Origin of the sequence: uncultured Sunxiuqinia sp. (assembly GCF_947495665.1) — a bacterium.
Classification (GTDB): domain Bacteria; phylum Bacteroidota; class Bacteroidia; order Bacteroidales; family Prolixibacteraceae; genus Sunxiuqinia; species Sunxiuqinia rutila.
In genome coordinates, this window is record NZ_CANLZV010000010.1 from 20,611 (window position 1) to 32,762 (window position 12,152).

At 44.8% G+C, this 12,152-nt stretch carries 11 protein-coding genes; 2 read left to right on the top strand and 9 right to left on the bottom strand.

What is annotated here, in order from left to right; genetic code table 11:
• Position 1: 1 nt before the first annotated feature.
• Genes mraY through Q1A18_RS12840 form a run of 6 tightly spaced genes read right to left on the bottom strand, consistent with a single transcriptional unit; the run spans position 2 to position 6,561 of the window.
• Positions 2–1,252, bottom strand: coding sequence for a phospho-N-acetylmuramoyl-pentapeptide-transferase (mraY, locus tag Q1A18_RS12815; protein WP_299580732.1), 1,251 nt, complete (start codon positions 1,250–1,252; stop codon positions 2–4).
• A gap of 9 nt (positions 1,253–1,261) precedes the next feature.
• Entirely contained in the window at positions 1,262–2,719 is a 1,458-nt protein-coding gene (locus tag Q1A18_RS12820) for a UDP-N-acetylmuramoyl-L-alanyl-D-glutamate--2,6-diaminopimelate ligase (RefSeq protein ID WP_299580735.1), read from the bottom strand.
• Entirely contained in the window at positions 2,719–4,836 is a 2,118-nt protein-coding gene (locus Q1A18_RS12825) for a penicillin-binding transpeptidase domain-containing protein (RefSeq protein ID WP_299580738.1), read from the bottom strand. The genes Q1A18_RS12820 and Q1A18_RS12825 overlap by 1 nt, the downstream gene beginning before the upstream one ends.
• Entirely contained in the window at positions 4,836–5,204 is a 369-nt protein-coding gene (locus tag Q1A18_RS12830; RefSeq protein ID WP_299580741.1) for an FtsL-like putative cell division protein, read from the bottom strand. Before Q1A18_RS12830 ends, Q1A18_RS12825 begins: the two co-directional genes overlap by 1 nt.
• The gene (gene rsmH, locus Q1A18_RS12835; RefSeq protein ID WP_299580744.1) at positions 5,201–6,103 is read right to left on the bottom strand and encodes a 16S rRNA (cytosine(1402)-N(4))-methyltransferase RsmH; all 903 of its coding nucleotides are present in this window, start codon (positions 6,101–6,103) and stop codon (positions 5,201–5,203) included. Before rsmH ends, Q1A18_RS12830 begins: the two co-directional genes overlap by 4 nt.
• A gap of 2 nt (positions 6,104–6,105) precedes the next feature.
• Complete coding sequence (locus Q1A18_RS12840; protein WP_299580747.1) at positions 6,106–6,561, bottom strand: hypothetical protein; 456 nt, start codon at positions 6,559–6,561, stop codon at positions 6,106–6,108.
• A gap of 310 nt (positions 6,562–6,871) precedes the next feature.
• On the opposite strand from Q1A18_RS12840, the gene Q1A18_RS12845 reads away from it, so the two are divergent.
• Positions 6,872–7,714, top strand: coding sequence for a 1-acyl-sn-glycerol-3-phosphate acyltransferase (locus Q1A18_RS12845; protein ID WP_299580750.1), 843 nt, complete (start codon positions 6,872–6,874; stop codon positions 7,712–7,714).
• Between the two features lie 76 nt (positions 7,715–7,790).
• Entirely contained in the window at positions 7,791–8,747 is a 957-nt protein-coding gene (locus Q1A18_RS12850; RefSeq protein WP_299580753.1) for a GNAT family N-acetyltransferase, read from the top strand.
• 98 nt (positions 8,748–8,845) lie between these two features.
• On the opposite strand, the gene Q1A18_RS12855 is transcribed toward Q1A18_RS12850, so the two are convergent.
• The 3 genes from Q1A18_RS12855 to Q1A18_RS12865 all read right to left on the bottom strand — a co-directional run bounded on the left by Q1A18_RS12855 (position 8,846) and on the right by Q1A18_RS12865 (position 12,080).
• On the bottom strand, positions 8,846–9,235 hold the full coding sequence (locus Q1A18_RS12855; RefSeq protein ID WP_299580756.1) for an HU family DNA-binding protein: 390 nt from the start codon (positions 9,233–9,235) through the stop codon (positions 8,846–8,848).
• A gap of 477 nt (positions 9,236–9,712) precedes the next feature.
• Complete coding sequence (locus Q1A18_RS12860; RefSeq protein ID WP_299580759.1) at positions 9,713–11,611, bottom strand: amidophosphoribosyltransferase; 1,899 nt, start codon at positions 11,609–11,611, stop codon at positions 9,713–9,715.
• Complete coding sequence (locus tag Q1A18_RS12865; protein WP_299580762.1) at positions 11,604–12,080, bottom strand: SPOR domain-containing protein; 477 nt, start codon at positions 12,078–12,080, stop codon at positions 11,604–11,606. The genes Q1A18_RS12860 and Q1A18_RS12865 overlap by 8 nt, the downstream gene beginning before the upstream one ends.
• Positions 12,081–12,152 lie beyond the last annotated feature (72 nt).

Consider the following 12,152-nt stretch of genomic DNA (forward strand, 5'->3'; position numbering starts at 1 on the left):
GTTAACGCATTTTAAGAGTCACAATGGTAAATACAGCCAGGATAATTCCTACAATCCAAAACCGGGTAACGATTTTGGGTTCGGGAATTCCTTTTTTCTGGTAATGATGATGAATCGGGCTCATCAGGAAAACCCTTCTACCTTCACCGTATTTCTTCTTGGTGTACTTGAAATAAGCCACCTGAATAACGACCGATAAATTTTCGAGCAGGAAAATGCCGCACAAAAGCGGAATCAGAATTTCCTTACGAATGACCACCGCAAAAACGGCCAGGATTCCTCCCAAGGCCAGACTTCCGGTGTCGCCCATAAATACCTGGGCCGGATACGAGTTGTACCACAAAAACCCAACGGTGGCCCCAATAAAAGCAGAGATAAACACGGTCAGCTCTCCAATATTGGGGATATACATGATATTCAGATAATCGGAATAAATAATGTTTCCACTTACATAAGCCAGAATACCCAAGGTAGCTCCGCTAATCGCCGAAGTTCCGGTTGCCAGTCCGTCAATGCCATCCGTCAGGTTGGCGGCGTTGGAAACTGCCGTAATAATCAGAATGATGGCCAACGCATAGATCAGCCAGCGCCAGAACTCACCACGTTCTCCGGCAAAAGGAACCAGCCAGGCATAGTCAAACTCATGATTTTTAATGAATGGAATGGTCGTGCGGGTCGACTTCACATCATTGGTAATGACACGAACCTCCTGCATGCCTGTTTCAACATCCACCACAATTTCTTTTTTATAATCGCCGGTCACCGAAAGCACTTTCTCACGCACAATCACATCCTCTGAAAAATAAAGGGTAGACGCCACAATGATACCGAGACTCACTTGCCCCAGAATTTTAAACCGGCCTGCCAATCCCTTTTTGTCCTTTAAGAAGACTTTGATGTAATCATCGGCAAAACCAATCAGCCCCAGCCACACGGTGGTTACCAACATCAGCAGAATGTAAATATTGTCCAGGCGTGCAAACAGCAATGTGGGGATAATAATCGATGCCAAAATAATCAAGCCCCCCATGGTAGGCGTGCCTTTTTTCTGCAATTGTCCCTCCAGCCCCAAATCGCGCACTTCTTCTCCAATTTGCTTCCGCTGCAGGTAATTGATCAATTTACGGCCAAAACCCATTGTAATCAGCAACGAAGTGATCACCGCAGCTCCCGACCGGAATGAAATGTAAGGAACCATCCCCCATCCCGGAATATCTAAATCTCTTAACCACTCGTACAGAAAATAAACCATCTGCTTCTCCTATATTAAATTGAATACCTCTTTAATCACTTCTTTGTCGTCAAAGTGGTGTTTCACACCCATAATTTCCTGGTAATCTTCATGCCCTTTGCCGGCTACCAGAATAATATCGCCGGGTTGTGCCAGCATGCATGCCGTACGAATTGCTTCCCGACGATTAACAATAGCCAGCACTTTGCCGGTTTGGTGCGGCTCAACACCGGTTTGCATATCTGCAATAATTTGCTCAGGCACCTCGCTACGCGGGTTGTCCGAAGTCAAAATCACTTTATCACTTTGCTGAACAGCTTCCTGCGCCATTATTGGTCGTTTGGTTTTATCACGATCGCCACCGGCACCAACCACCGTAATCACCTGTTCGTTTCCGGTTCGGATTTCCGTAATTCCGTTCAACACATTTTTCAAGGCATCGGGTGTGTGCGCATAGTCCACCACCGCATATTTACCTTCGGGCGAACGCAACATTTCAAACCGCCCTGCCACAGGCTTCAAGTCACTGATAACAGGCAAAACAGACTCAGCCGATTCGCCAAGCAACAAGGCCGATGCATACACAGCCATCAGGTTGTAAGCATTAAATACCCCGGCAAAATGCGTCCAAACTTCATGTTCGCCAATCCGCAGCAACATGCCATCAAAATGTTTTTCCAACACCTTGCATTTATAATCTGCCAAAGACTTCAAACCATATGTTTTTTTCACAGCCTTGGTATTCTGAAGCATGACCATACCGTTCTTTTCATCCGCATTGGTCAACGCAAAGGCCGCTTGTGGCAATTGGTCAAAAAACTTCTTCTTGGCTTTCAGATACTCCGCAAAGGTTTCGTGGTAATCCAGGTGATCGTGGGTCAGGTTTGTAAAAATTCCGCCGTCAAACGCCACGCCTGAAATCCGTTCCTGATGAATCGCATGCGAGCTAACCTCCATAAAACAGTATTCACAGCCAGCATCAACCATTTTGGCCATCAGCGACTGAATTTGCAAAGCATCAGGAGTGGTATGTGTCGCAGGCAAGTCGTGGTCGCCTACATAATATTTAATGGTAGAAATCAAACCAACCTGGTAGCCCAGCTTTTGAAACAGCTGGTACAACAAAGTCGCAATAGTTGTTTTGCCATTGGTTCCGGTAACGCCAACCACCTTCAACTTTGCAGAAGGATTGTCGTAATAGTTGGCAGCCAATTGCCCCAAGGCAAGTGCCGTATCAGCCATTTTAATCAAACTAACACCAGTTGCTTCAATGCCCTCAAACTGCTGGGCAATCACTGCTACAGCACCTTGATCAATGGCTTTTTGAATGAACTGATGGCCATCCACATGCGTGCCGGCAACGGCAACAAAAACATCACCCGCCTTTACCTGTCTTGAATCAAAATGCAGGTTTCCGACTTCAATAGCCAAGTTGCCTTCGACCAACTCATAGGTTTGCTTGTTTAATATTTTCTTTAAATTCATCATTAGCCTAAATCAATATAAATAGTTTGTCCGGCCCTAATCTTATGGCCTGCTTTCAGCGATTGTTTTTTTACCTTGCCAATTCCTTTCATTTTTACTTTTAATCCGGAACTTTCAAGCAAGTAGAGCGCATCGCTTCCGCCCATTCCTCGAACATCAGGCACCAAACCTTCTCCAACAGCCAGTTTTTCAACACTGAACTTTTCCTGATCCGGCTTCACCCGAATCAAGTCCGAGTCAACATCACCCGCATCCACATCCAGGTCCAGTTCATCAACAGCCAGGGCAATCTCATCTTTAAAACCCGACTTCACATCAGGTAGCTTGGCCAGCTGCTCTTCCTCGTTTTTGCGTGGTTCCATAAAACTGGCATACACTTTCCCAACAATCTCCTTAAATACCGGCCCAGCCACAGAACCTCCATAATACAAGCCCTTGGGCCCAACAATCACCACCACACAGGTGTATTGCGGGTCGTCGGCCGGAAAATAGCCGGCAAACGAAGCCTGGTAATTTTTTCGACCATCTTTGGTGTACCCCTGGTCATTGTAGGCAACCTGCGCGGTTCCCGTTTTTCCGGCAATGGGAAAATAGGGGTTATTTAGCGAGCGTCCGGTTCCGGCACTGCACACCCCACTCAAAAGCTCCTGAGCTTTCACCAGGGTTTCTTTCGAACAGATAGCCGGATTGATCACTTCTGTTTTAAACTCTTTTTCCAACAGTCCATTTCGACGCACTTCTTTGACAAACTTTGGCTTTACCATTTTCCCGTTATTGGCAACCGCATTGTAAAAAGTGGCCGTTTGCAAGGGAGTAAGTTTAATCTCATAGCCGTAGGAAATCCAGGCCAGCGACGGCCCCCACCAAACCTTGTCGGTGGGATATTTAATATAGGGAACACCTTCACCGGCAAACCCCAATCCCAGCGGTTTATTCAAGCCAAAATTGTAAATCCGGTCGATGTATTCTTCTTCGCGTCCTTCGTAATACTTCGTTATAATTTTAGCCACCCCCACATTGGAAGACAGCTCAAATATCCGTTTCATGGTCAATTTACCATGACCTCCGTGATGATAGTCACTATCGTAAATGGTTTGGCCGTGGTAATTCCAGGCACCATTGCCTGTATCAAACACATCGGAGGTATCTACAAAACCATGCTCCATGGCAACCATCAACGACATCAGTTTAAAGGTTGAACCGGGCTCACTGCATCCTTCATTACCCAAGGCATAATTATATATCTCAGCATATTCACCGTCCTTGCGTCTCCCCAAATTGGCAATCGCTTTTACCTCGCCGGTTTTTACTTCCATCACGATGGCTGTTCCCCATTCCGCCTGTGAAGTCTTCATTTGACGATGCAATGCATTGCTGGCAAAATCCTGCAGGTTGACATTCAGCGTTGTAATCACGTCGCTGCCGTCCTTGGGTTCAACAATCGGCACATTGATCCAGCGTCCGGAATAATTGCGCTTTACCGCTTTCCCATTCTCACCACTCAGGTACCCCTCCATCAATCCTTCGATGCCGGAGTAACCAACATTACCATGAATACCACCAAAGGCACCTTTATTTAAGGTGCCAATCGTACGGCTAGCTAAATCAGAGTGCGGCATGACCCGTTCGTTATCGGTAACTACAATCAGCCCCGACCCAAAACTGCTGCGCTCCATCATAGACAGACGCTTGAACCGTTGTAGCTGGTTGTAATTCACTTCATGCGGATAAATCAAAAACCAACGGCTTCCTTTTTTAAACGCCCGATCCATATTTCGCTTAAACTGACTTTTGGAAATGCCGAAGAATTCAGCAACTTCCAGCGCAAAAGCATCGGCTTTTTCCTGATAAACACGCTTAACCATCGGTGCTGCCAAATCCAGACGCAATGCGTATTTCGGCACAGAGGTGGCCAAAATACTTCCGTCGTCGGCACAAATATTTCCGCGCTTCGCCGGAATTTCAGCCGTATTGTTTTTCAGATTCTTCGCAATGGATTTCCATTTATTGGTATCCATATTTTGAATCATGAAGATTTTTGCCACGATGATAATTCCTATCAACGCAGCCAGAAAATAAATAATCCCAAAGCGGGCAGTTATGTCTTTTCTAATCTCCATTACTCCTCTTCCAAATTTTCAACATTCAGCTTCCGGGCCGGTTCTGTTGGCTCCAACAAATCCAAACCACTGGCTTTAACTTTATTGACGATTTCCGATGGCCGGTTCATCTTCATCAATTCCGTTTCGTAAGTCACCGATTCGGCACGCAACTCTTTAATCGAATCCTGAACCGCCTCCATCTTCCGGATAGTCTTTTCAGACCAGTAACGGTTCGAAATCATTAAAATGGCCAGAAATGCAATAAAAAAAACAAAAGGCATGTGCTTCAACGCTTTTTCGCTGGCCAACAAGCTGCCGCCCAAAAACGATTTCAACCCAATCCGGCGGGTTTTGCTTTTTCCTGATTTCGGCTCCTCTACACTCATACCTTTTCCGCTATTCGAAGTTTGGCACTTCGCGCTCTCGGATTTCTTGCAATTTCCTCGTCAGTCGGAATCATGACCTTCCGGTTAACTGCTTTCAGCACCGAGCTCACGTTGCCGTAAAAGTCTTTCTCCTGCTTTCCTTCAAAGTTTCCGGCTTTAATAAAGTTCTTCACCAAGCGGTCTTCCAGCGAATGATAAGTTATTACTACCAGCCGGCCACCTGGCTTAAGCAATTCTGCGCTCTGCTCCAAAAAGTCTTTCAGCACATCCAGTTCCCGGTTGGTTTCAATCCGAAGCGCCTGAAAGACCTTGGCCAGGTACTTGGCTTCATTCTTTTTCGACACACATTCGGCAATAACCGCTTTAAATTCATCGATGGTTTGAATGCGCTGCTGCTGGCGAGCTGCAACGATCTGTTTGGTCAGCCGGTAAGCATTGTCTACTTCACCATATTCCCGGAAGATTTTAATCAGCTGTTCCTCACTGTAATCATTCACCACATCAGCTGCGGTTATTTTGGCATCGCGATTCATGCGCATATCCAACGCGCCTGAAAAACGGAAAGAAAAACCGCGCTCAGCCACATCAAAATCATGCGATGAAACTCCCAGGTCGGCCAAAATGCCATCAACCTTTTCAACTCCATGGTAACGCAAAAAATTGCGGATATATTTAAAATTGTGTCTTACAAAAATGAAACGCGGGTCGTCAAACGCATTGTTGGCGGCATCTTCATCCTGATCGAAACCAAACAAGTGTCCCGACTCAATAAACTTTAGTATTTCGCGGGAATGACCTCCCCCTCCAAAAGTGACATCTACATAGTCACCTTCTTTTTGAATGTTTAGTCCTTCGACACTTTCATTCAATAAAACCGGTATATGATACGGCTGCTCCACTATTATTCCTCCTCTGATCCAAAAAACTCTGCAAACAATTCTCCGTAGTCGCCACCTGAATCCAGGTAAGCGTCGTATTCCAAGGCATCCCACAAACGAATCCGATCACCAACACCAACAAAGACCACATCTTTGGTGATATTGACCTCCTCCAAAAAATTATTGGGGAAATTCATGCGGCAATTTTCCGGAACGCTTATGATCTTAAAGTTGCGGTAAATCATATCCAGCAAACGACTTTGCCGGCGATTGTTTCGATTCAATTTTGCTTTAAACGAGGCCAGTCTTTTCTCCCAAGCCTCAATTGGATAAATATTTAGACATTTCTCAAACGGATCAATCTCCACAGCAAGCTGCCCATTAGGAACCCGTCCACCCATCTCATTTTTGTAGTCGACAGGCAGCACAACACGTCCCTTTTCATCAAATGTTGCTTTCTTTTCTGCTGAGAAATCCATAGTGTTCAACGTCTATTTTCCTATTGTAAAAATAGTAATTTCTCCGTCCAAATACCACTTCAAGTCACTTTAAGTCACTTCTCTCCACTTTGAGAGCGCTTACTGGTTGTTTATATCTTGTTGATAATCTGATGTCAAATCAAAACACAACAACACAAACCCCTAATAACCAGGAGTAAGCATCAAAAGAAAAACTTTTCAACAGCGGTTAATAAAATGGAAGTGCAAAGATTAAAAAAATACAAAATCAGGTCAAACGACGCGGAGCTCAATTTTATTTTCTATTTTTCGACCCTAAAAATAAAAGAGCATGGATGATCAGAGTCCAAAGAAAGTAAAGCCTATTGACATTCGAAAAGTTTTTCAGGAAAAAAATCCAAAACTAGCCCGATTTATTCCTGGCTTTGTGTACGACTACATCACGCGCATTGTGCACATCAACGATATTAATGTAATTCTGGAAAACTACGGAGAGCTTGAGGGCATTGAATTTGTCCATCAAATTGTAAAGCATTTTGATGTCAAGGAACGCGTAATTGGGCTGGAAAACATCCCCAGTCAGGGACGGTTTATTTTTGCAGCCAACCACCCCCTCGGAGGCTTCGACGGACTGCTACTGATGTCCAATGTCAACAAATTGCTCGGAGATGTCCGCTTCCTGGTGAACGATGTACTCATGAACATCCCTCAACTTGAAGGCGTATTTGTGCCGATCAACAAACAGGGAGGCCACAGCCGCGACATTGCCAAAATTGTCCACGAACAATACCAGTCAGATGCACAAATTCTGATCTTTCCCTCGGGTTATGCATCCCGAAAAATTAAGGGACAAATTACCGACATGGAATGGAAAAAACACTTCATCCAAAAATCCATTCAATACCAGCGCGATGTCATCCCGGTTCATGTTAGTGGACGGAATTCAAATTTCTTCTACCGGCTGGCCAATTTGCGTAAACACCTACACCTGAAATGGAATTTGGAGCAGTTCTTTCTACCCGATGAAACCTTTAAACATCGTGGCCAGGAATTCACCATTTCCTTTGGAAAACCAATCCCTTGGACAAGCTTTGACAAGAGCAAGAATCACAAGCAATGGGCCGATGTTGTTCGTGACAAAGTATATGCCATGTCCGAATCACAAAAGCACTGAATTTAAAGAACTCCATAACCTATTTCTTCAATAAATTTTTATAGTTTTGTACCTCAACAAAATTAGCGAACGAAGTATGAAAGATATTGTTGCACCGATGCCTAAAGAAGCGATAATCGCGGAGTTAACACCCGAGAAGCTCTTACGGAAAACTAACAAAGGTGCCAATGAGATCTACGTGATTACGCATCACGATTCTCCTTGTATTATGCATGAAATTGGCCGCCTGCGTGAAATTACATTTCGCGATGCAGGAGGCGGAACAGGGAAAGAGATCGACATTGACCAATACGACACGAGTGAAAACCCTTACAAACAACTAATTGTTTGGGATCCCGACGCGCAGGAAATCCTTGGAGGCTATCGCTACATCATGTGCCCCAACCTTCCTGTTGACGAAAATGGAGATGTAATTCTGGCGACTTCCCGCCTGTTTCATTTTTCAGAAGAGTTTAAAAAAGAGTACCTGCCCTATACCTTGGAACTAGGCCGTTCGTTTGTACAGCCAGCTTACCAATCGAGCAAGGCCGGAGCCAAAGCGCTTTTCGCTTTGGACAACCTGTGGGATGGTCTTGGCGCCCTGATCGTGGATCACCCGGAAATGAAATATTTCTTTGGAAAGGTAACCATGTATTCGCACTTCCAGTCGGATGCCAGAAACTTGATCCAGTATTTCTTTCTGAAGTATTTCCGCGACCATGACAACTTGGTAACTCCTAAGAAACCATTGGAAATGCACATGGACATGGAAGCCCTGGGAAAGATTTTCAATGGTGGATCGTACAAAGAAGATTACAAAATTTTAACGCAACAGGTTCGGGAGCATGGTGAAAACATTCCACCACTGATTAATGCATACATGAACCTAAGTCCTTCGATGAAAACCTTTGGAGCAGTTTTGAATGACCGGTTTGGCGATGTAGAAGAAACAGGAATTATCCTGACTATTAAAGACATCTACGAAGCAAAGAAAGACCGTCACATCGAGACTTACATCAAAGGAAAAGAAGACGACTTCCCAATGCCGGAATAAGCAAACAAATAATTCGATAATAAAAAAGCAGGTTTAACGACCTGCTTTTTTTATGCCTTATCAATTCCAACCCAATCGCTCGTACGGACTTGTTTTTGCTATGACTTTCGCCGAAACTGAAAGATGGAGCGCTTCATCAATATTTTTGAGGTTTTGAATACGATTCGCTTCAGGCTGATCGATTCGGCCCGGATGTCGTGCTGCTCCGTGGCGGGACGACTGGACTTGGCGCTTACCGAAAAGGTTCCAAAGCCTTCAATACAAACATGATTGCCATCAGCCAATTCTTCGACCAGCCGCTTAACAGCCAATTGCACGCCAGCTTCCAATTCAATTGCATTGAAGGTTGTCCCCTTGGCGGCGCGTTCGCATAATTCGCGAAGCCCCACCGTTCGCTGACGAATAACACGAGGATACAGGCCCCGCTTTCGCTTTTCTTCCGGGTTCAGATTGTCGGTCTGTTCATCTAAACGGTAAAAAATACTCATGATGCTTTTCGTTTTAGTGAATGTCAGCCCATCAACTAAGTTCAGGGATCTGTTGGGCTAAGCAAAAACTGCCGTCAATTTAATTTGAAGACCTAAGTCACAACACACTACATTGTAGGTTTTACTACATTATCACCTAGGATTTACACTTTCAAGACCTATAATATAAAATTAATAGTTGCTGAGGAAATTGTCAATAGCTCCCATGGGTTTAATCAAATGTTGCCTGATTGTTATGCAGCTGCCGGGCAGATAACGCCCCGCCAAAGCTTCCTGCGGCGCAGCACAGCAGGAAAGCTGCCCGAAAACATGAACGGGAGAACCATTGCGGAGTAGTTGTATTCTTAAATGCGGCATTATACAAAAGGCCATTGAATACGTGTATTCAATGGCCTTCGGCTTATTCAATGACCGGGTCTCAAGCCCGGTGCGGTGTCAGCAAGTCATCACGAATTAAGGTAAGGGCGTCCCGCCTGCTTAATAGGCACGACCTTCCTTGCCTTCAACGAAATTAATAAACGAGGTATTAACCACCTTGTTTCCTCCCGGAGTTGGATAGTTGCCGGTGAAATACCAATCGCCCTTATCGCCCGGACAAGCCTCATGTAAGTTTTCAATGCTTTGGTATACGATTTCAACTTCTGCCTTGCATCCTTCCGGTTTAAGCAGCTCGGCAATCTTAGCCGAAATTTCCTCGGCAGTAGACTGGCGGTAAATATCTTTCACATAGTTCATGATCTCTTCCTTTGGAAGATTTTCCTGAGCCTTGCACTTCGCATAAACATCATCAATAACCGACTGCAGCCCCTTATCTTTCAGCAATTCAATAGCCGCTTCAAAAGCGATGAACCGCTCCAACACAGCCATGTCAATTCCATAGCAGTCGGGGTAGCGAATTTGTGGAGCCGAGGAGACAACAATGATTTTCTTTGGATTCAGACGATCCAGAATTTTCAGGATACTGGTTTTAAGTGTCGTACCCCGTACAATCGAGTCATCAATAATCACCAGCGTGTCCTTGTTTTCACGAATCACACCATAGGTAATATCATATACGTGAGCTACCAGGTCATCGCGACTGGCATCATCTGCAATAAACGTACGCAGCTTAACGTCTTTGATCGCAATTTTCTCAACCCGGGGTTCCAGCGAAATAATATCCTCCAATTCCTCTTCGGTCATGGTTCCGTTACCGGCACGAATCAGTTTTTTCTTACGCTCCAGCAAATGCTGGTTCACGCCTTGCATCATTCCGTAGAAAGCCGTTTCCGATGTGTTCGGAATGTAGCTAAACACGGTATTTTCAATGTCGAAATCAATCGACTTTAAAATGGAAGGAGCCAACAAACGTCCCAGCTGCTTCCGCTCCTGGTAAATATCTTTATCGCTACCACGCGAGAAATAGATGCGCTCGAATGAACAGGACACCCGCTTGTGTGGCACCCGAACCATTTCATGCGACACTTCTCCATTGCGTTTGATAATCATCGCCTCACCAGGCTTAATTTCCTGCACCTGCTCAGCCTTTACATCCATGACCGTCTGAATTACCGGACGCTCGGATGCAACCACTACGATTTCATCGTCCTCGTAAAAATGAGCCGGACGAATTCCCCACGGATCACGCGTCACAAAAGCATCGCCATGCCCAACCATTCCGGCAATGGCGTAACCTCCATCCCAGTCTTTGCTGGCATTTTCAAGCACACTTTGCACATCCAGGTTTTCTTCAATTAAGGGCGAAATTTCGCGGTTGCTGTAACCTTCGTTTTTATATTGACGGAAGCGGAACTGGTTTTCCTCATCCAAAAAGTGTCCTACTTTTTCGAGTACCGTAACCGTGTCGGTATAGTTTTTAGGATGCTGTCCCAAATCAATCAACTTCTGGAACAACTCATCGGTATTGGTTAGGTTGAAGTTGCCCGCCAAAACCAAGGTGCGCGATTTCCAGTTATTCTGACGCATCACCGGATGCACAAAATCAATACTGTTCCGGCCAAACGTACCATAGCGCAAATGCCCAAGATATAACTCACCGGCATATGGCAGATTTTCATACGCCCACTGGGTGTCATCTATGTCACATCCATCATCAATGGCTTTTTTTACCGTTCTGGTAATCTTATCGAAAACATCTTTGATGGGGTTTTGCTCAATCGAACGATACCGATTAATGTATTCCTGTCCTGGATTCAGGTTCATTTTAACACTCACCACCCCGGCACCATCCTGCCCGCGGTTGTGTTGTTTTTCCATCAAAAGATAAAGCTTGTTGATCCCGTATTGCCAGGTGCCATATTTTTCCTGGTAGTAACTTAGCGGTTTTTTCAGTCGGATTAGCGCAATTCCACACTCGTGTTTTATCGATTCACTCATTGCTCTGTTTGTCAGTAAATAATTTTGGAAACTGAATAATATCTTTCACTATAAAGGCATTGGGGTAGCTTTTTTTAATCTTTGCTTTCAAGGCCAATGCTTCATTTTTTGTCCTGAAATTTCCGACCCGCACTTTAAAATCCGGGCTTCTAAAAATCATGTAAGCCTGCTCTTCGGGAAACTTCTTCAAAAACTCCGTTTTTACTTCCATCGCTTCTTCCCGAGCCCGCAGGCTCGAGCTGAAAAAAATCTCCAGACGATACCCATCAGTACCATTCAGCCGCTTATTCATTTCAATATGCCGTTCCAACAAGGTGTCAATTCGGGCATCTTGCATCACCGGAAGATGTTGATAAACTGTTTCGGTGGTGTTTGAAGAAGCATTTGGGTTGGGGTTGTAAGAAGATTCCTGAGCGCTGAGGGTCAAGCCAAAAAGGATAAAAAAGATCCCTACAAATACTAATTTCATAACAGGTGTCTTTTAAAAGTGCAAATATATATTTAATTGATGGAAAACAAGGGCACATGGTTTTTATCATTC